This window comes from Sphingobium sp. DC-2 (assembly GCF_000722555.1).
In the GTDB taxonomy this organism is placed as follows: Bacteria; Pseudomonadota; Alphaproteobacteria; order Sphingomonadales; family Sphingomonadaceae; genus Sphingobium; species Sphingobium quisquiliarum.
Genome location: NZ_JNAC01000067.1, coordinates 83,654 through 101,680, shown reverse-complemented (window position 1 = coordinate 101,680; position 18,027 = coordinate 83,654). Strand labels below are relative to the sequence as shown.

The following is an 18,027-nucleotide window of genomic DNA, read 5'->3' as shown; positions in this document are numbered from 1 at the left end:
ATGTCGGCCAGAAGGTGAAAATATCCCGCCACATCCTTCGCCAGCGTCTTATCGCCGCCAACCCACAAATTGGCCAGGAAACCCGTGATCACCCCCAGGATCATTCCCGCCAGGATGAAGGCCGTCAGTCGATTCCGCATGCAACCCCTCTAACCCGTGCGCGCAGGCACATCTAACAGGCGTCCGGCACCCCCGCAATCGACGTGGATGGCCGCCTTTCCCGTTGAACGAATGAGGTCGCGCATTTCCGCGTGCGAGCCACATGCGTCCTCCCCCATCGGAAGATGGGAAGGGGGACCAGTCAAAGGCTGGTGGAGGGGAAATGCGCTACGTCAGCCTCTTCCCCTCCACCACCGCCTTCGGCCGCGATCCCCCCTCCCCATGCTTCACATAGGGAGGATGTTTTTGGGGCTCCGGCAAGCGCTCTCCGACCCCATTCAGGGATAAAGCAGCCCTTCGCTCCACCCGTCGCCTTCGCGCAGGAACAGCCGCCGCTCATGCAGGCGGTGTTCGCGGTCCTGCCAGAATTCGATGCGGGACGGGGTCACGCGGAAGCCGCCCCAATGCGGCGGACGGGGCACCGGGCCGCCTTCGAAGCGCGCGACCGCCTCCTCATAGCGGGCCATGAACAGATCTCGCGACTGGAGCGGGCGCGACTGGTCCGACGCCCAGGCGCCAAGCTGGCTGTCCCGGCTGCGCGTCGCGAAATACGCGTCGGCGGTGGCGTCGTCGACCGTTGCGACAGTGCCTTCGATGCGGATCTGGCGGCGCAGCGACTTCCAGTGAAAGAGCAGGGCGGCATGGGGATTTTCCATCAGCTCGCCTGCCTTGCGCCCTTCGAAATTGGTGTAGAAGATGAAGCCGTCCGGGCCGTGCCCCTTCAGCAGCACCATTCGCGCCGAGGGCCGCCCGCGCGCATCGGCGGTCGCGAGCGTCATCGCATTGCTGTCGTTGATCTCGCTCTGGCGTGCTTCGCCATACCATTGGTCGAAAAGGGGGAAGGGATCGGTCATGCTCTCGATTTACGCGCCGCCAGCGGCTATGTCGATGGGCCCGCCGCTTGAAGGATCGTGACCTTTTTGCCACATATGGGTCAATTGGCTTTCACGAACAGGAAGGAATATTGACCGGCCATGGCGGATCCCTACGCAACTCTGGGCGTCGCGCGCGGCGCGAGCGAGGCGGAGATCAAGTCGGCCTACCGCAAGCTCGCCAAGGAACTGCATCCCGACCGGAACAAGGATAATCCGAAGGCTGCCGAAAAATTCTCGGCGGTGACGGGGGCCTATGACCTGCTGTCCGACAAGGACAAGCGGGCCCGCTTCGACCGTGGCGAAATCGACGCGGAAGGCAATCCGACCGCGCCCTTCGGCTATGGGGGCGGCGCAGGCGGCGGCTTTCGCGGACGCCCCGGCCAGAATGGCGGCTTCGAATTCAACGAAGGCGCTGATTTTGGTGACATATTCGAAGGGCTGTTCGGCGGAGGGGGCGGCGCGCGCGCGCGCAGCGGCGGCTTTGGCGGTTTCGGACGGCAGGCGCCGCCGCAGCGCGGGGGCAATGTCGCCTACAGGCTCGCGGTCAGCTTCGTCGATGCAGCGACGCTCGCGCCCCAGCGCATCACCTTGCAGGACGGCAAGAGCATCGACCTGAAACTGCCCGCGGGCGTCGAAACCGGCACGCAGATGCGGCTGACGGGCAAGGGGCAGCAAGGACCGGGCGGCGCGGGCGACGCGATCATCACGATCGAGGTGAAGCCGCATCCCTTCTTCACCCGCGACGGCGACAATGTGCTGCTGGACCTGCCCATCACGCTGGACGAGGCGGTGAAGGGCGGCAAGGTGAAGGTTCCCACGGTCGATGGGCCGGTGATGCTGGGCGTGCCCGCTGGCTCCACCTCAGGCAAGGTGCTGCGCCTGCGCGGCAAGGGCTTCACGGGCAAGAATGGGACGCGCGGCGATCAGCTCGTGCGGTTGCAGATCGACGTTCCGGCGGACGATCCCGCGATCAAGGCGCTGGTCGAAGCGTGGCAGGACAGCCGGGCCGTGCGGGCCCATCTGGGCGTATAGGGCGTTAGGGGCCGATGCAGCCTTCGCCTTATTCGCCCGAATCCCGCCGCCGCAAGATCGCCCATCAGGCCAAGGCGCGGCTGCACCGCCAGATGGAGCGGGTGCCGCCCGGCTCCTACATGCTGGAGATAGTGAAGCGGGTGGCGGTGGGCACCTATAGCGACGGCTTCATCCATGCGGGCAACCTTGCCTATCTGTCGCTGATGACGCTGTTCCCCTTCTTCATCGTCGCGGCGGCGGTGGCCAGCATCTTCGGCCGGTCGCAGGATGGGCTGGCGGCGGTCAGCGCCTTCCTCCAGACCGTGCCGGAGGGGGTCGCCGACGTGGTGCGCAAGCCCATCCATGACGTGCTGAACGCGCGCACCGGGCCGCTGCTCTGGCTGGGCGGCCTGGTCGGGCTGTGGACGGTGGGGAGCCTCATCGAAACCATCCGCGACATATTGCGCCGCGCCTACGGGACGACGAGCACCCATCCCTTCTGGCGTTACCGGCTGAACGCGATCGGCATCACCTTGGTCAGCGTCTTTGCGGTCATGTTCGCCTTTTCCCTGCAAGTGATCATGACGGGCGTCGACCAGTTCCTGCACCAGCTCCTGCCCTTTGCCGACGACGCGATCCGCATCGTCACGGTCACGCGGCTGGCCCCCATCGTGATCCTGTGCATCGCGCTCTACTCTCTTTATTTCTCCCTGACCCCCAGCGCCTACAAGGACAAGCGCTTTCCCAAATGGCCCGGCGCGGTCGCCACGGCGCTCTGGTGGTATGGCGTCACCATGCTGCTGCCGCCGACCCTGTCGCTGCTGGGCGGCTATGACGCGACCTATGGCAGCCTGGCGGGCGTCATGATCACCCTCATTTTTTTCTTTCTCGTCGGGCTTGGCGTGGTAATTGGCGCGGAACTCAACGCGGCGCTTGCTGAATTCCCCGAAGAGGAATGGCAGGCGGCGGCCGCCGAAGGCAAAGGGAACGGGACATCGAAATGACGGGCTTGATGGCGGGAAAGCGCGGCCTCATCATGGGGCTTGCGAACGACAAGTCGCTTGCGTGGGGCATTTCCAAGCAGTTGCGGGCGCAGGGCGCGGAACTCGCCTTTTCCTATCAGGGCGAGGCCCTGGCCAAGCGCGTGCGGCCGCTGGCGGAGGAGCTGGGGTCCGATTTCCTGATCGATTGCGACGTTTCCGACATGGGCAAGCTGGACGCCGCCTTTGACGAGGTGAAGGCGCGCTGGGGCAAGCTGGACTTCGTCGTCCACGCGATCGGCTTTTCCGACAAGAATGAGCTGCGCGGCAAATATGTCGACACCAGCCTCGAAAACTTCCTGATGACCATGAACATCTCGGCCTACAGCTTCGTCGCGGTGGCCAAGCGCGCGCGGGCGTTGATGGCGGAGGGCGGCAGCCTTCTGACGCTGTCCTATTACGGCGCGGAAAAGGTCATTCCCCATTATAATGTGATGGGCGTGGCGAAGGCGGCGCTGGAAACCAGCGTCAAATATCTGGCCATGGACCTGGGGCCGGAAAATATCCGCGTGAACGCCATTTCGGCAGGCCCGATCAAGACGCTGGCCGCGAGCGGCATCGGCGATTTCCGCTACATCATGAAGTGGAACGAGCTGAATTCGCCGCTGCGCCGCAATGTCACGATCGAGGATGTGGGCGGCGCGGGCCTCTATCTGCTGTCCGACCTGGCGTCGGGCGTGACCGGCGAGGTCCATCATGTCGATGCGGGCTACAATGTCGTGGGCATGAAGGCGGAAGACGCGCCGGACATCGCGCTCGACAAGGGCTGACCGGCAGGCCAGGGTCAGGGCATGAGCTTCAACACATTCGGCCGCGTCTTCCGCTTCACCACCTGGGGGGAGAGCCATGGTCCCGCCATCGGGGCGGTGGTGGACGGCTGTCCTCCGGGGCTGGCGCTGACCGAAGCGGACATCCAGCCCTTCCTCGACAAGCGAAAGCCCGGCACGTCCAAATTCACGACCCAGCGGCGCGAACCCGATGAGGTCCGCATCCTGTCCGGCGTGTTCGAAGGGAAGACGACCGGCACGCCGATCAGCCTGATGATCGAGAATCAGGATCAGCGATCGAAGGATTATTCCGAAGTGGCCAAGGCCTATCGCCCCGGCCATGCCGACTATGCCTATGACGCCAAATATGGCTTTCGCGACTATCGCGGCGGCGGCCGTTCCTCCGCCAGGGAGACGGCGAGCCGGGTGGCGGCGGGCGCGGTCGCACGCCTCGTCATCCCGGATGTCGATATCTTCGCCTATGTGAGCGAGATTGGCGGCGATACGATCGATCCGGCCCGTTTCGACGCGGGCGAGATCGGCAATAATCCTTTCTTCTGCCCGGATGCGGAGGCGGCGCTGCGCTGGGAAAAGCTGCTCGACGATGCGCGGCGTGACGGTTCATCGCTTGGCGCGGTGGTCGAATGCATCGCCAGCGGCGTGCCAGCGGGATGGGGCGCGCCGCTCTATGCCAAGCTGGACAGCGAACTTGCCGCCGCGATGATGAGCATCAATGCGGTCAAGGGGGTAGAGATCGGCGACGGTTTCGCCGCCGCCCGGCTGCGCGGCGAGGAGAATGCCGATCCGATGCGGCCCGGCGAAAACGGGCCTGCCTTCCTGGCCAATCACGCAGGCGGCATCGCTGGCGGCATTTCAACGGGCCAGCCGGTCAAGGTCCGCGTCGCCTTCAAGCCGACCAGCTCGATCCTGATCCCGGTCGAAACGGTGACGCGCACCGGCGAAGCGTCGGACATCATCACCAAGGGACGGCATGATCCATGCGTGGGCATACGCGGCGTTCCGGTCGTCGAAGCGATGATGGCGCTGGTGCTGGCCGACCAGAAGCTGCTCGACCGCGCGCAATGCGGCCGGGACCGGCTGGCCTGACGGGGTGAAACGAGCCGGTCATCGGCCAAATGCCGGATTTCGGCGAGACGACTCAGCCAATCTGCGTTAATCTCTTGCCTATCGATCGCCCGCGGGAGGGCGAGCGGCAGCGCGTAAGCCTGGGGAGCGTCACCATGCCGGGCATGGCTTGACGGTCAAAACGTCCCCTTCAGCCGCGACACGGGCCAGCCATGGTTTCATGGCTGGCCCATTTGCTTTTGGGTTGGAGTGGTGAGGCGATGGCGCAGCCTCAATTCTGGCGGAGGCCGGGCGACCAATTGGTGGAAAGCGGCTCTGTCGCTGCGGCCTCCAGCGAGGCATGTCCGCATCAACCCCCAAGGAGCATGCATGACTCGCCTTCCCTTTACCCAGGTCGACGCTTTCGCCGACGCGCCCTTCACCGGCAATCCGGCCGCGGTGATTCCCCTTGGCCGATGGCTGGAGGATGCGACGCTTCAGGCGATCGCGGCGGAAAATAACCTGTCCGAAACCGCCTTCACCGTGCCCACGCCCGATGATCCCGAAGCGGATTATGCCCTGCGCTGGTTCACGCCCTCGGTGGAAGTGAAGCTTTGCGGTCACGCGACGCTCGCTAGTGGCCATGTGCTGATGGGCAGCCGCACCGCCGTGCGGTTCAGCACGCGCCATGCCGGTGTCCTCACCGTATCGCGCGAGCGGGAGGCCTATACCCTGTCCCTTCCCGCCTGGCAGATGGATCCGCGTGATTTGCCGGACCTTGCGGCGGGGCTGGGCGGCGCGCCGGTCGAATCGCACTGGCGCGAGGGCGGATACAGCCTGTTCCTCTATCCCGATGCGGCTTCGGTGCGCGCGCTTTCGCCCGACTTCGCGCGGTTGAGGTCACTGGGCGATATCATGCTGATCGCCACCGCGCCGGGGGACGACAGCGATATTGTCAGCCGCGTCTTCGTGCCCGGCGCAGGCGTGGACGAAGATCCCGTCACTGGCTCTGCCCATTGCCTGCTAACGCCCTTTTGGGCGCGCAGGCTGGGGCGCAACCGGATCAGCGCCTTTCAGGCGTCGGCGCGCGGCGGCAGGCTGGGCTGCCTGCTGGACGGGGATCGCGTGATCCTGTCCGGCGCATGCCGCACGGTGATCGAGGGCAGCTTCCTGCTCTGAACGCCTCAGGTCAGCGCGGGAACAGCGCGATCAGCTTTGCAAGGCCGGTCTTCAATGCCCGGCGCTGTTCCTTTTCCGGCGACATGCCGATACGCACGATCGTCAGCTTCTGGGCGGGAGAGACGAGGATATATTGCCCGCCATGGCCGACGCAGCCGAACAGGCTGGCGGGGGCCTGGCCGGGCATCAGGGCGCTTTCGCCGCTGTCGCGGTTCAGCCACAGATGCGCGCCATAAGCGGGATTGCGCGCTGACGGGGTGCGCATGAAGTCGATCCATTTTTCCGGCACGATCTGATGCCCGCCCGGTCCGCGCCCGTGGTTGCGCAGCAACTCGCCGAAGCGGGCATAGTCACGCGCGGTCATGTGCAGGAAGCTGCCGCCGATCATGGTGCCCGCCGCGTCATATTCCACCGTCAGGCTGCCAAGGCGGGCGGGGATTTTCAGCCGTCCGTCGATGAAGGTCTGCATCGCGCGCCGCCGGTCGTCCGGGCCGGTGCTGCTGGTCAGCATGCGCGTCATCAGGTCGGCCAGGATCAGCGTGCTGCCGGTGCTGTAGGAAAAGGCCGAACCCGGCGCATGGGCCAGCGGCTGCGATTCGGCGAAGGCGCTCATGTCCTGCGCGCCATCGGTAAAGAGCATGCGGATCGTATCGGCCTGGGCGATCGGCTCGTCATCCTCCACATGGTCGAGGCCCGACGACATGGTGAGCAATTGCCGCAAGGTGATGCGGCCGCGCGGGTCGCCCGGCTGGCTCCAGGCGGCGACCGGCACCGGCGAATCGAGCGCCAGCCGCCCGTCCGACACCATCAGCCCGGCGAGCACCGCCGTCACGCTCTTGGCGATCGACCAGGACAGCAGCCTGGTTTGCGGGCCGTAGCCCGGCGCATAGCGTTCGGCGATGATCTTCCCCCGATGCATGATGAGAAGGGCGCGCGTTTCACCCACATCCTCATCGCCATCGAACAGGGCGTCGATCGCGGAGCGGAGGAGCGCTTCGCGCCCTAGAGCATTTTTGCGTCCGGTGGAAAGCCAGCGGCGGCGAAATTCGCCAACATCGTCGCAATGCAGGGAAAGGCGAGCATGTCCGGTCGCCCGAAATGGATCTTCGTTCTGGCCGCTATAGCCGTTGTGCTGGCGGGCCTGCTCGCCTGGAAATGGGGCGATCTGCGCGCGCGGGCCGAAGTGGGGGCGGGCTATGGCGCGCGTGTCGCCTGCGCGTGCCGCTATGTCGAAGGGCGGACGATGGACAGTTGCCGCACCGACAAGGAACCGGGCATGGCGCTGGTGACGCTCGCCGACCGGCCCGAATCGCGGTCGGTCCGGGCGAGCGTGCCGCTGCTCGCCTCCCGCTCGGCGCAGTACCGGCCGGGATGGGGATGCCTGCTCGATCCGCCGCAATGACCGTTTGCGCGGGGCGCCGCAGCCGCTAGGAACGCCCGCATGCGGCCCGATATCCTCACGCTTCTCCACGACGTCTTCGGCTTTTCCGGCTTTCGCGGGGTGCAGCAGCAGGTTGTGGGCCGGATCATGGCGGGACAGGCGACCCTGGCGATCATGCCGACGGGCGCGGGCAAGTCGCTCTGCTATCAGCTTCCCGCCGTCGCGCTGGAGGGGTGCTGCGTCGTCATCTCCCCGCTGATTGCGCTGATGCACGACCAGTTGCGCGCGGCCCAGGCGGTCGGCATCCGGGCGGCGAGCCTGACCAGCGTCGATGCCGACTGGCGCGAAACGCAGGACCGGCTGCGCAATGGCGATCTGGACCTTCTCTATGTCGCGCCGGAACGGGCAAGCGGGGAGGGGTTCCGCAACCTGCTCCGCTCCGCGCGCATCGCCCTCTTCGCCATAGACGAGGCGCATTGCGTTTCCGAATGGGGGCATGATTTCAGGCCGGATTACCGGCTTCTCCGGCCCCTGCTGGACGAATTTCCCGCCGTGCCGCGGCTGGCGCTGACGGCGACGGCGGACGCGCATACGCGTGAGGATATTCTGGTCCAGCTGGGCATAGCGCGCGAAGGCATGATCATCGCGGGCTTCGACCGGCCCAACATCCGCTACGCCGTGCATCCGCGCGACGGGCTCAACCGGCAACTGGCCGACCTGATCGCGGGCAGCACCGGGCCGGGCATCATCTATGCGCCGACGCGGGCGGCGACGGAGAAGCTGGCCGAGGCGCTGGGGCGGGCAGGACGGCCCACGCGCGCCTATCATGCCGGGCTCGACCCGCAGCTGCGCGCCGCCAACCAGGCCGCCTTCATCGCCAGCGAGGACATGGTGATGGTGGCCACGGTCGCATTCGGCATGGGCATCGACAAGCCGGACGTGCGCTTCGTCGCCCATGCTGGCCTGCCCAAGTCGATCGAGGGCTATTATCAGGAATCGGGCCGTGCCGGGCGCGACGGCGAACCGGCCGAAGCGCATCTGTTCTGGGGCGCGGAGGATTTCGCCCGCGCCCGGATGCGGATTGCCGAGCTGGACCCGGCGCGGCAGCAGGGCGAACGGGCGCGGATCGCGGCGCTGGGCGCGCTGGTCGAAACGGGGACCTGCCGCCGCGCCATATTGCTGCGCCATTTCGGCGAGAACCCGCCCCCCACCTGCGGCAATTGCGACAATTGCCTGAACCCCCCGCCCAGCATCGACGCCACCCAGACCGCGCGCAAATTCCTGTCCGCCGTCTACCGGACGGGGCAGAGCTTTGGCGCGGGGCATATCGAATCGGTGCTGACGGGCGCGGTCACGGACAAGATTCGCGAGCGGGGGCATGACAGGATATCGGTCTATGGCATCGTCGATGGCGAAGAAGCCGCGCTGCTCCGTCCCGTGTCGCGCGCCCTGCTGGTCAGGGACGCGCTCCAGACGAACGAGCATGGCGGGCTGGAGCTGGGGCCCAGCGCGCGCCCGATCCTGCGCGGCGAAGAGGATGTGAGCCTGGTGCTGCCGCCGCGCAAGGAACGCCGCCGCAGGAGCGCGCGCAACGGCAGCGCGGAAAATCCGGTCGGCGATCCGCTGTTCGACGCGCTGCGCGCCTGCCGCCGGGAACTGGCGCAGGAGGCGGGAGTGCCGCCCTATGTCATCTTCCACGATTCGACGCTGCGGGAAATGGCCGAGCAGCGCCCGTCCACCCTGGCCGAACTCAGCCATGTGAGCGGCGTCGGCCACCGCAAGCTGGAGGCCTATGGAGACGCCTTCCTGGCGGCGATCCGGCCCCATCTTTGATGAGGCGGCCCGCTTCCGCCGCCTTGCCCTCTTGAAAGCCGCGGCCCACAGGCGCATGGCTTGCCGCGATCCCAAGGAGTGTGCCCATGTTCCGCCAGCTGACGAAAAGCCTTTACGTGTCCCCGCAGATCACCGTCGATCAGGTGGAAGAGGCCAAGGCGCTGGGCGTGACCATGATCGTGAACAACCGCCCGGACGATGAGGAGCCGGGGCAGACCAACGGCGCGGCCATCGAAGCGGCGGCGAAGGCGGCGGGCATCGGCTATGCGGCGGTGCCGGTCGCCCATGGCGGCTTCGCCCCGTGGCAACTGGACGGCATGGCCGCCGCGCTCGAACAGGCGGGGGAGGGGAAGGTCCTTGCCTATTGCCGGTCAGGCACGCGCAGCACCCTGCTGTGGGCGCTGACGCGCGCGCGGGCGGGAGAGCATCCGGCAGGTCTGGCCGAACAGGCGGCGGCGGCGGGATATGATGTCACGCCCGTGCGGCAGATCATGGACGCGCTCGCCGCTGGCTGATGCCTTCGCCTGAGGAACGTTTCGACGCCATCGTGCTGGGCGCGGGTGGCGCTGGCCTGATGTGCGCGGCGGCGGCGGGGCAGAGGGGCAAGCGCGTCCTGGTCATCGACCATGCCGGGCAGGCGGGCAAGAAGATCCTGATTTCCGGCGGCGGGCGCTGCAACTTCACCAACATCCATACCGCGCCGGACCGTTACCTGTCCGCCAACCCGCATTTCGCCAAGTCGGCGCTGGGCCGCTACACCCCGGCAGACTTTCTGGCGCTGGTGGAGCGGCACGGCATCGCCTGGCATGAAAAGACGCTGGGGCAGCTATTCTGCGACGGCAGCGCGCGGCAGATCGTGGCGATGCTGCTCGCCGAATGCCAGGCCGGGGGCGTAGCGATCCGCCTTGACCATCCGATCGGCGCGGTGAGCCATGGCGACGGCCGGTTTCGCGTCACCCATGGGGACCGGGTGGCCATTGCGCCGTCACTGGTGATCGCGACCGGCGGCCCATCCATTCCCAAGATCGGGGCGACGGGCTTTGCCTATGACCTTGCGCGGCAATTCGGGCTGAAGATCGTAGAGCCGCGTCCGGCGCTGGTCCCGCTGACGCTGGGCGGGGAGGAACTGTTGTTCCGGTCGCTCTCCGGCGTTTCGGCGGATGTGATCGCGCGCTGCGGGAGGGCGGCTTTCCGGGAAGCGGCGCTGCTCACGCATCGCGGGCTTTCGGGTCCGGCGATCCTGCAAATCTCATCCTATTGGCGTCATGGCGGCTCCATAGATCTCGATTTCCTGCCGGATCAGGCGGCGGGATGGATGATCGAGGCGAAGCGGGCGCGGCCCCGGATCACGCTAACCACATTGCTGCGCGGGCTTTTGCCTGACCGGCTGGCGGACGTGCTGGCGGAGCGGCTGGGCCTGACCGGCGATCTTGGCAATATGCCCGGCCGCAAATTGCAGGAGGCCGAACAGAGGCTGCGCGCCTGGACCTTCCGCCCCAACGGGACCGAGGGGTTCGCCAAGGCCGAGGTCACGATCGGCGGCATAGCGACGGCGGAACTCTCTTCCCGGACGATGGAGGCGCGCCGCGTTCCGGGCCTTTATGCCGTTGGCGAAGCGGTCGACGTCACGGGATGGCTGGGCGGCTATAATTTCCAATGGGCCTGGGCTAGCGGCTGGGCGGCGGGGCAGGCGCTCTGATCGATTCCGGTTCGCGGCCCGTTAGCCGCATTCCACCGTCACATGCTCCATCCGGGGGAGGGCGCGCACCCGCTGCCGCACCATGTCCGCGTCCGCGCCGGGGGCGAGGCTGATGATGGCGGCATGGGCATGCGGGCCGATGCGCCAGACGTGAAGATCGCGGATGGTGCCGCCTTCCGCCTCCGCCAGTTGCCGGACCCGTGACATCAGGGCAGGCTCCGCCGTATCGAGCAGGATCGCGGCTGTGTCCTTCATCAGGCCCCAGGCCCAGCGGGCGATGACGATCGCGCCCAATATGCCGACCGCCGGGTCCAACCACCACCAGCCCATATAGCGGCCCGCGAGCAGCGCCACGATCGCCAGCACTGACGTCAATGCGTCGGTCAGCACATGGACATAGGCGGCGCGCAGATTGTTGTCGGCATGGCCGTGGCTGGAATGGTCATGATCGTCATGCGCATGATCATGGCTGTGGTCGTGCCCCAGCAGCATCGCGCTCGCGAGGTTGACGATCAGCCCGATCACCGCGACCAGCGTGGCTTCGCCGAACCGCACCTGCACCGGATCGAAGAAGCGGAGGACCGATTCCACCCCGATGAACAGCGCGGTCACGCCCAGCAGCAGCGCCGAAGCGAAGCCCGACAGGTCGCCGATCTTGCCGGTCCCGAAGGTGTAGCGGGGATTGCGTTGATGCTTGCGCGCATAGCTGTAGGCGGCGGCCGCGACAGCCAGCGCGCCCGCATGGGTCGCCATGTGAAAGCCGTCCGCCAGCAGCGCCATGGAGCCGGTGAGCCAGCCGAAGACGATCTCAACCACCATGGTGAGCGCGGTCAGCCCGACGACGAACAGCGTCCGCCGGGCATTGCGGTCATGGCCTGCGGTCAGGTAGATATGGTCGAAATAATGGCGTTCCTCGCCATCCTCTCCGGCGGGCAAGGGGAAAGGCTCCTGCGCCTCGTGAGGATGGCCGTGCGCGTCGTGCGGATGGCGGTGGCCGCCATGATCTTCATGCATGGTCATTTCCCATATCGCCGGATCAGGGCCAGCATCTCTTCGGCGGCCGCCTGCCGCTGCTCGTCCGTCAGGCCTGCCCTGGCCACATGGTCGCGCATATGCTGCTCGATCAATTCTTCCATCAGGCTGCCGACAGCGCCGCGCACCGACGCCACCAGTTGCAGCGTTTCGGAACAGTCCGCCTCGCCCAGCAACTGGCGCTCGATCGCCCCGACCTGTCCGGCGATGCGACGCACCCGCGCCAGCAGCCTGTCCTTGTCCACCACCACATGCATAGGGTACCCCCCTACCCTATATCGGCTGACCTGGCAAGATCGTCCTTTTCGTCGCCTGGCTGTGGCCTTAACAGGTCAGCATGGCGGACAATCTGGATTGCGACCTCGCTATCATCGGTGGAGGGCTTGCGGGTAGCCTGGCGGCGTTCGCCTTCGCGCGGCTGCGGCCGAAGGTGCGGCTGCTGCTGGTGGAGCGGGAAGGGGCGCTGGGCGGCAATCACATCTGGTCCTTCTTCGACGGGGACGTGCCCGCGCAGGACCGCTGGCTGATCGATCCGCTGGTCACGCACCGCTGGCCGCAGGGGCATGAGGTGCGCTTTCCCGGTTATGTGCGCCGCCTGGACACGCCCTATAACAGCATCGCATCGGGGCGGCTCGACGCTTATGGGCGCAATCTGCTGGACGGCAGCCTGCTGCTGGATGCGGACGTGACGGATGTGGGGCCGGACCATGTTGCCCTGAGCGATGGCCGCATGATCAATGCGCGCGCGGTGCTGGACGCGCGGGGCGGCGGCGATCTTTCGGCGCTGCGATGCGGATGGCAGAAATTCGTTGGCCACGCGCTGCTGATGAAGGTCCCGCATGGAGTGGAGCGCCCCGTGATCATGGATGCGGCGGTTGATCAGCGGGACGGATACCGCTTCGTCTATCTGCTGCCCTGGGACGAACATACGCTGTTCGTCGAGGACACTTATTATAGCGATACGCCGGACCTCGACATTTCCGCGCTCGACGCCCGCATCGCGGCCTATGCTGACGCAAAGGGATGGGAGGTGGAGGCGGTCGTCCATCGCGAAAGCGGCGTGCTGCCGGTGGCGCAGGGCGGCGACTTCGATCGATTCTGGCCGCCGCAGGACCTGGTAGCGCGCGCGGGCGTGCGGGGCGGGCTTTTCCATCCCATGACCGGCTATTCCCTGCCCGATGCGGTGGCTTTCGCCCTGTGGCTGGTCGAGCAGCCTTTGGAAGGGCTGGCTACGGCCACGCGCGCGCGGGCGGCGGCGCATTGGCGATCGGGCGGTTTTTACCGCATGCTTGCCCGCATGCTCTTTCGTGCGGCCGCGCCGGACCAGCGCTGGCGCGTGTTCCAGCGCTTCTACAGGCTGGACCCCCGGCTTGTCGGCCGCTTCTATTCCGGGCGCTCCACCTTGCGCGATCGCATCCGCATCTTGTGCGGGAAGCCGCCCGTGCCCATAAGGAGCGCCATGCGCGCAGTTTTGAACCCCCACGCCTGATGAACAGGAAAGCTATTGTCATCGGCGCGGGCTTTGGCGGCCTGGCGCTGGCGATCAGGCTGCAATCGGCCGGGATCGAAACCACGTTGGTGGAGGCGCGGGACCGTCCGGGCGGGCGCGCCTATATGTGGGAAAAGGACGGATTCGTCTTCGATGCCGGGCCGACCGTCATCACCGACCCCGACTGCCTGGCCGAACTGTGGCGGCTGTCCGGGCATGACATGGCGGAAGATGTCGACCTCGTCCCCGTCACGCCCTTTTACCGGCTGAACTGGCGGGACGGCACCAGCTTCGACTATTCCAATGACGAAGCCGCCCTGAGCGCGCAGATCGCGAAGCTGAACCCGGAGGATGTGGCGGGCTATCAGCGTTTCCTCGACTATGCGGGCGAGGTGTATGAGGAGGGCTATCGCAAGCTCGGATCGGTCGCCTTTCTCGACTTCGCCTCCATGATCCGGGCCGCGCCCGCGCTGGCCAAGAATCAGGCGTGGCGGTCGGTCTATTCCATCGTTTCCTCGCATGTGAAGAATGAGAAGCTGCGCGAGGCGCTGTCCTTCCACACGCTGCTGGTCGGCGGCAATCCGATGCAGACCAGCGCCATCTATGCGCTGATCCACAAGCTGGAAAAGGACGGCGGCGTGTGGTTCGCCAAGGGCGGGACCAACCGGCTGGTGCAGGCGATGGCGACCCATTTCGAGCGGCTGGGCGGCACCATGCGCCTTGCCGATCCGGTCGTGCGGGTGGAAACCCATGGCGACCGGGCGGTGGGCGTCACCACCGCGTCGGGATGGCGGGGGGAGGCGGACGCGGTCGCGTCCAACGCCGACCTGATGCACAATTACCGCGACCTTATCGGCCATCATCCGCGTGGCGAAAAGGAAGCGGACAAGCTCAGCCGCAAGCGCTGGTCGCCCAGCCTGTTCGTGCTGCATTTCGGCATCAAGGGCAGCTGGCCCGGCATACCCCATCACATGATCCTGTTCGGGCCGCGCTATGAAGGGCTGCTGACCGACATCTACCAGCATGGGGTGCTGCCACAGGACTTTTCGCTCTACCTGCACCATCCCACCGTCACCGATCCGTCGATGGCGCCGGACGGGCATTCGACCTTCTATGCGCTGGCGCCGGTGCCGCACATGGGCAAGCTGCCGATCGACTGGGAGCAGTTCGCGCCCGTCTATGCCGAGCGCATCCTCGACGAGATCCAGCACCGGCTGATCCCCGACATCCGGTCGCGCATCGTCACCCGCTTTCATTATACGCCCGCCGACTTCCGCAGCGACCTGTCGGCGCATCTGGGCAGCGCCTTCAGCCTGGAGCCGCTGCTCACCCAAAGCGCCTGGTTCCGCGCGCACAACCGTGACGATGTGATCCCCAACTTCTATCTGGTGGGGGCGGGCACGCATCCGGGCGCAGGCATTCCGGGCGTCGTGGGCAGCGCCAAGGCGACCGCCGCGCTGATGCTGGACGATCTTGCCTGACGGACGAACGAGGGCTGGAATGAAGAAACTGGCTGTCTATTGCGGTTCCGCGCTGCCCGCCGACCCTGTCTATGCCGACGCCGCGCGGCAGGTGGGCCGGACGCTGGCGGAGCGCGGCATCGGCGTCGTCTATGGCGGCGGGCGGCTGGGCCTGATGGGCGCGGTCGCGGATGCGGCGCTGGCGGCGGGCGGAGAGGTGATCGGCGTCATCCCGCAAGCCCTTGTCGGGGCGGAGGTGGCGCATCGCGGCTGCACGGAGCTGCACGTCGTCCAGACCATGCATCAGCGCAAGCAGCTTTTCACCGACCTGTCCGACGGCTTCCTGACCCTGCCCGGCGGCGTCGGCACCATGGACGAGCTTTGGGAAGCGATCAGCTGGGCGCAGCTTGGCTATCATGCCAAGCCGGTCGGACTGCTCAATATCGCGGGTTTCTACGACCAGTTGATTGCGTTCAACCGCCAGATGATCGACGCTGGCTTCATCCGGCCGCAGCATGCGGGCATTCTGCTTCATGACGGCAATCTCGATCTGCTGCTCGACCGGATGGCCAGCTATCATCCGCACCAGCCGATATTCGCAATGAAGGCGGACAATCTATAACCGTTCGGTACGGCTTGCGGGGCGGAGCGGGCGCGGGCATGGCTCTGCGGTGACTGACAGCAATCTACTTCAGCCGCTAGATCGCCCGGCGCTCGTCGCCTTTGCGCGGGACAGCATCGCGCGCGGTTCCAAATCCTTCGCCATGGCGTCGAAGCTGTTCGACCGGCAGACGCGGGAACGCGCCTGGCTGCTCTACGCCTGGTGCCGCAAGTGCGACGACATCGCCGACGGGCAGGATCATGGCGGCACGATGCAAGGCGTGACGGATGGAGAGGCGCGTCTCGCCGCGATGCGAGCGCTGACCGACGCGGCGCTGCGGGGCGAGCCCACCGGCGACCCGGCCTTTGACGGCTTTGGCCTGGTAATGCGCGAATGCGCCATTCCCAATCGCTATGCGCACGACCTGATCGAAGGCTTTGCGCTCGACGCGCAGGAGTGGCGTCCGCTCAGTGAGGCGGACATGCTGCGCTACTGCTACCATGTCGCCGGAGCGGTCGGCTGCATGATGGCGGTGCTGATGGGGGTGGACCCGCAGGATGAGGCGACGCTGGACCGGGCATGCGACTTGGGGCTGGCGTTCCAGCTCGCCAACATCGCCCGCGACATAGGTGAGGATGCGGCTGCGGGGCGCTGCTATCTGCCGCAGCAATGGCTGGCGGAGATGGATATCCCGCTAGGCGGGCATATGGAACCTGTCTACCGTTCGCGGCTCACCATATTGGCGCGCCGCCTGTCGGCAATGGCGGCGGATTATGAGGCGAGCGCGCGGCATGGCACCGGCGCCTTGCCGCCTCGCGCCGCCTGGGCCGTGCTTGCGGCGGCGGGCATCTATGGCGATATCGCCCGCGAAGTCGCCCGGCGCGGCGATCGGGCCTGGGACGATCGGGTTGTGACGCCGAAAAGCGATAAGCTGGGCTGGGTGCTGCGCGCCGGACTACAGGTCGCGGGCCGCGCGCGCCGCTGGCCCGCCTCCGCACCGCGCCCGGCGCACCTCTGGACGCGGCCGAGGGCATAAGCAAAAAAAAAGGACCGATACTTTCGTACCGGTCCCGGCCCGCCCTGCCGAATGCTGATCAGGGGTTGTAGGCGCGCTCGCCATGTTCCCCGAGGTCGAGGCCTTCCAGTTCGACTTCGCGGCTGACGCGCAGGCCGGTCACTGCCTTGGCGACGAAGATCGCGATCGCCGTGCCGATCGAGGCCCAGACGATGGTGGTGACGGTGGCCAGGATCTGCGTGACGAGCTGGCTGCCCATCGCGAAGTCAGCGCCGCCGGGGCCGCCGAGCGAAGGCGAGTAGACGATGCCGGTGCCGATCGCGCCGATCATGCCGCCGATGCCGTGGATGCCGAAGGCGTCGAGCGAGTCGTCATAGCCGAGCTTGGGCTTGAGGACGGTGACAGTGTAGAAGCAGATGACCGAAGCGACCGCGCCCAGGACGATGGCGCCGAACGGGCCGGAATTGCCAGCGGCGGGCGTGACGGCGACGAGGCCAGCGATGATGCCCGAGCAGAAGCCCAGAGCCGAACCCTTGTGGCCGTTGATGCGCTCCGCGATCATCCAGAACAGGCCGCCCGCAGCGGTAGCGACGAAGGTGTTGATCATCGCCAGGGCCGCAGAACCATTGGCTTCCAGCGCCGAACCGGCGTTGAAGCCGAACCAGCCGACCCACAGCAGGCCAGTGCCCACGCCCGTCAGCGTCAGCGAGTGCGGCGGCATCGGTTCCTTGGGGAAGCCCATGCGCTTGCCCAGGATGAGGCAGGCGACCAGCGCCGACACGCCAGCGTTGATGTGCACCACGGTGCCGCCAGCGAAGTCCAGAGCGCCCATTTCGAAGAACAGGCCGCCCGCCGCCCATACCATGTGTGCGATCGGGAAATAGACGATGGTCAGCCAGACGATGGCGAACACCATGACGGCCGAGAATTTGATGCGCTCGACCACCGAACCCAGCACCAGCGACATGGTAATGGCCGCGAAGGTCATCTGGAAGCTGACGAACACATATTCGGGAATGACGACGCCATCGGTGAACGTCGCCGCCGTCGAATCAGGCGTGATGCCCTTCAGGAAGGCCTTCGACAGGTCGGAGATAAAGCCATTGCTGGGACCCGCAAAGGCCAGGCTGTAGCCATACATCACCCAGATCAGCATCGCGAGGCAGGTCACGGCACCGATCTGCGTCATGACCGACAGCATGTTCTTGGTGCGCACCAGACCGCCGTAGAAGAGGGCGAGGCCGGGCAGGATCATGGCCAGCACCAGCACGGTGGCCGTCATCATCCAGGCGGTATCGCCCTTGTCCGGCGTTGGCGCGGCGGCCGCCGCCGCTCCCTGTGCCCAGGCGGGCAGCGCGGCGAAGAGGGACAGGCCAGCCGCCCCCATCACGCCGCAAAACTTCTTGGAAAAGGTCATTATT

The 18,027-nt window shown here is 66.5% G+C and carries 17 protein-coding genes and 2 pseudogenes; 13 read left to right on the top strand and 6 right to left on the bottom strand.

Annotation, left to right across the window (positions count from 1 at the left end; all coding sequences use genetic code 11):
• A pseudogene (locus ET21_RS27745) lies at positions 1-140 on the bottom strand (dicarboxylate/amino acid:cation symporter); the annotation flags it as partial.
• 297 nt (positions 141-437) lie between these two features.
• On the bottom strand, positions 438-1,013 hold the full coding sequence (gene pdxH / locus ET21_RS0115480; RefSeq protein WP_021239862.1) for a pyridoxamine 5'-phosphate oxidase: 576 nt from the start codon (positions 1,011-1,013) through the stop codon (positions 438-440).
• Positions 1,014-1,133: 120 nt separating this feature from the next.
• Between pdxH and ET21_RS0115475 the strand changes: the two genes are divergently transcribed.
• The 5 genes from ET21_RS0115475 (at position 1,134) to ET21_RS0115450 (ending at position 6,096) form a co-directional block, all read left to right on the top strand.
• Entirely contained in the window at positions 1,134-2,066 is a 933-nt protein-coding gene (locus ET21_RS0115475) for a DnaJ C-terminal domain-containing protein (protein WP_030540387.1), read from the top strand.
• A 14-nt stretch (positions 2,067-2,080) separates the two neighbouring features.
• Positions 2,081-3,049, top strand: coding sequence for a YihY/virulence factor BrkB family protein (locus ET21_RS0115470; RefSeq protein ID WP_021237265.1), 969 nt, complete (start codon positions 2,081-2,083; stop codon positions 3,047-3,049).
• Positions 3,046-3,855 (top strand): enoyl-ACP reductase FabI, encoded by an 810-nt coding sequence (gene fabI, locus ET21_RS0115465; RefSeq protein WP_021237266.1) that lies wholly within the window; start codon positions 3,046-3,048, stop codon positions 3,853-3,855. The genes ET21_RS0115470 and fabI overlap by 4 nt, the downstream gene beginning before the upstream one ends.
• Positions 3,856-3,876: 21 nt before the next feature.
• On the top strand, positions 3,877-4,959 hold the full coding sequence (aroC, locus tag ET21_RS0115460; RefSeq protein ID WP_030540386.1) for a chorismate synthase: 1,083 nt from the start codon (positions 3,877-3,879) through the stop codon (positions 4,957-4,959).
• Positions 4,960-5,307: 348 nt separating this feature from the next.
• Positions 5,308-6,096 carry a PhzF family phenazine biosynthesis protein gene (locus ET21_RS0115450; RefSeq protein WP_030540385.1) on the top strand — a complete coding sequence of 263 codons (789 nt, stop codon included), beginning with the start codon at positions 5,308-5,310 and terminating at the stop codon, positions 6,094-6,096.
• Positions 6,097-6,106: 10 nt separating this feature from the next.
• Here ET21_RS0115450 and ET21_RS0115445 read toward each other — a convergent pair.
• Positions 6,107-7,108 (bottom strand): annotated as a pseudogene (locus ET21_RS0115445) (serine hydrolase domain-containing protein); the annotation flags it as partial.
• Between the two features lie 69 nt (positions 7,109-7,177).
• Between ET21_RS0115445 and ET21_RS0115440 the strand changes: the two are divergent.
• The 4 genes from ET21_RS0115440 (at position 7,178) to ET21_RS0115425 (ending at position 11,009) form a co-directional block, all read left to right on the top strand.
• The gene (locus ET21_RS0115440) at positions 7,178-7,498 is read left to right on the top strand and encodes a hypothetical protein (protein ID WP_021237270.1); all 321 of its coding nucleotides are present in this window, start codon (positions 7,178-7,180) and stop codon (positions 7,496-7,498) included.
• A 39-nt stretch (positions 7,499-7,537) separates the two neighbouring features.
• Complete coding sequence (gene recQ / locus ET21_RS0115435) at positions 7,538-9,310, top strand: DNA helicase RecQ (protein ID WP_021237271.1); 1,773 nt, start codon at positions 7,538-7,540, stop codon at positions 9,308-9,310.
• A gap of 86 nt (positions 9,311-9,396) precedes the next feature.
• Positions 9,397-9,825: a TIGR01244 family sulfur transferase gene (locus ET21_RS0115430; protein WP_021237272.1), complete on the top strand. Its 429-nt coding sequence runs from the start codon at positions 9,397-9,399 to the stop codon at positions 9,823-9,825.
• Positions 9,825-11,009: an NAD(P)/FAD-dependent oxidoreductase gene (locus ET21_RS0115425; protein ID WP_030540383.1), complete on the top strand. Its 1,185-nt coding sequence runs from the start codon at positions 9,825-9,827 to the stop codon at positions 11,007-11,009. Before ET21_RS0115430 ends, ET21_RS0115425 begins: the two co-directional genes overlap by 1 nt.
• A gap of 21 nt (positions 11,010-11,030) precedes the next feature.
• Here ET21_RS0115425 and dmeF read toward each other — a convergent pair whose 3' ends face one another.
• Entirely contained in the window at positions 11,031-12,023 is a 993-nt protein-coding gene (dmeF, locus tag ET21_RS0115420; RefSeq protein ID WP_156029215.1) for a CDF family Co(II)/Ni(II) efflux transporter DmeF, read from the bottom strand.
• Positions 12,024-12,025: 2 nt separating this feature from the next.
• Positions 12,026-12,298 (bottom strand): metal/formaldehyde-sensitive transcriptional repressor, encoded by a 273-nt coding sequence (locus ET21_RS0115415; RefSeq protein WP_021237275.1) that lies wholly within the window; start codon positions 12,296-12,298, stop codon positions 12,026-12,028.
• A gap of 80 nt (positions 12,299-12,378) precedes the next feature.
• On the opposite strand from ET21_RS0115415, the gene crtY reads away from it, so the two are divergent.
• From crtY to ET21_RS0115395, 4 genes are all read left to right on the top strand, one after another.
• The gene (crtY, locus tag ET21_RS0115410) at positions 12,379-13,530 is read left to right on the top strand and encodes a lycopene beta-cyclase CrtY (RefSeq protein WP_030540381.1); all 1,152 of its coding nucleotides are present in this window, start codon (positions 12,379-12,381) and stop codon (positions 13,528-13,530) included.
• Positions 13,530-15,011 carry a phytoene desaturase gene (locus ET21_RS0115405; RefSeq protein WP_030540380.1) on the top strand — a complete coding sequence of 494 codons (1,482 nt, stop codon included), beginning with the start codon at positions 13,530-13,532 and terminating at the stop codon, positions 15,009-15,011. Before crtY ends, ET21_RS0115405 begins: the two co-directional genes overlap by 1 nt.
• A gap of 19 nt (positions 15,012-15,030) precedes the next feature.
• Positions 15,031-15,612, top strand: a complete 582-nt coding sequence (locus tag ET21_RS0115400) for a TIGR00730 family Rossman fold protein (protein ID WP_030540379.1) — start codon at positions 15,031-15,033, stop codon at positions 15,610-15,612.
• Between the two features lie 115 nt (positions 15,613-15,727).
• Positions 15,728-16,627, top strand: a complete 900-nt coding sequence (locus ET21_RS0115395) for a phytoene/squalene synthase family protein (RefSeq protein ID WP_272945221.1) — start codon at positions 15,728-15,730, stop codon at positions 16,625-16,627.
• A gap of 58 nt (positions 16,628-16,685) precedes the next feature.
• Here ET21_RS0115395 and ET21_RS0115390 read toward each other — a convergent pair whose 3' ends face one another.
• On the bottom strand, positions 16,686-18,023 hold the full coding sequence (locus ET21_RS0115390) for an ammonium transporter (protein ID WP_021239106.1): 1,338 nt from the start codon (positions 18,021-18,023) through the stop codon (positions 16,686-16,688).
• Between the last annotated feature and the right edge of the window lie 4 nt (positions 18,024-18,027).

What these genes read in the sequence shown, in the direction of transcription:
- ET21_RS0115390 (WP_021239106.1), bottom strand. Translation starts at nt 18,023, where the DNA reads ATGACCTTTTCCAAGAAGTTTTGCGGCGTGATGGGGGCGGCTGGCCTG.
- ET21_RS0115440 (WP_021237270.1), top strand. Translation starts at nt 7,178, where the DNA reads ATGTCCGGTCGCCCGAAATGGATCTTCGTTCTGGCCGCTATAGCCGTT.
- pdxH (WP_021239862.1), bottom strand. Translation starts at nt 1,013, where the DNA reads ATGACCGATCCCTTCCCCCTTTTCGACCAATGGTATGGCGAAGCACGC.
- fabI (WP_021237266.1), top strand. Translation starts at nt 3,046, where the DNA reads ATGACGGGCTTGATGGCGGGAAAGCGCGGCCTCATCATGGGGCTTGCG.
- crtY (WP_030540381.1), top strand. Translation starts at nt 12,379, where the DNA reads ATGGCGGACAATCTGGATTGCGACCTCGCTATCATCGGTGGAGGGCTT.
- ET21_RS0115405 (WP_030540380.1), top strand. Translation starts at nt 13,530, where the DNA reads ATGAACAGGAAAGCTATTGTCATCGGCGCGGGCTTTGGCGGCCTGGCG.
- aroC (WP_030540386.1), top strand. Translation starts at nt 3,877, where the DNA reads ATGAGCTTCAACACATTCGGCCGCGTCTTCCGCTTCACCACCTGGGGG.
- ET21_RS0115450 (WP_030540385.1), top strand. Translation starts at nt 5,308, where the DNA reads ATGACTCGCCTTCCCTTTACCCAGGTCGACGCTTTCGCCGACGCGCCC.
- recQ (WP_021237271.1), top strand. Translation starts at nt 7,538, where the DNA reads ATGCGGCCCGATATCCTCACGCTTCTCCACGACGTCTTCGGCTTTTCC.
- ET21_RS0115470 (WP_021237265.1), top strand. Translation starts at nt 2,081, where the DNA reads ATGCAGCCTTCGCCTTATTCGCCCGAATCCCGCCGCCGCAAGATCGCC.
- ET21_RS0115430 (WP_021237272.1), top strand. Translation starts at nt 9,397, where the DNA reads ATGTTCCGCCAGCTGACGAAAAGCCTTTACGTGTCCCCGCAGATCACC.
- ET21_RS0115400 (WP_030540379.1), top strand. Translation starts at nt 15,031, where the DNA reads ATGAAGAAACTGGCTGTCTATTGCGGTTCCGCGCTGCCCGCCGACCCT.
- ET21_RS0115425 (WP_030540383.1), top strand. Translation starts at nt 9,825, where the DNA reads ATGCCTTCGCCTGAGGAACGTTTCGACGCCATCGTGCTGGGCGCGGGT.
- ET21_RS0115475 (WP_030540387.1), top strand. Translation starts at nt 1,134, where the DNA reads ATGGCGGATCCCTACGCAACTCTGGGCGTCGCGCGCGGCGCGAGCGAG.
- ET21_RS0115415 (WP_021237275.1), bottom strand. Translation starts at nt 12,298, where the DNA reads ATGCATGTGGTGGTGGACAAGGACAGGCTGCTGGCGCGGGTGCGTCGC.
- dmeF (WP_156029215.1), bottom strand. Translation starts at nt 12,023, where the DNA reads ATGCATGAAGATCATGGCGGCCACCGCCATCCGCACGACGCGCACGGC.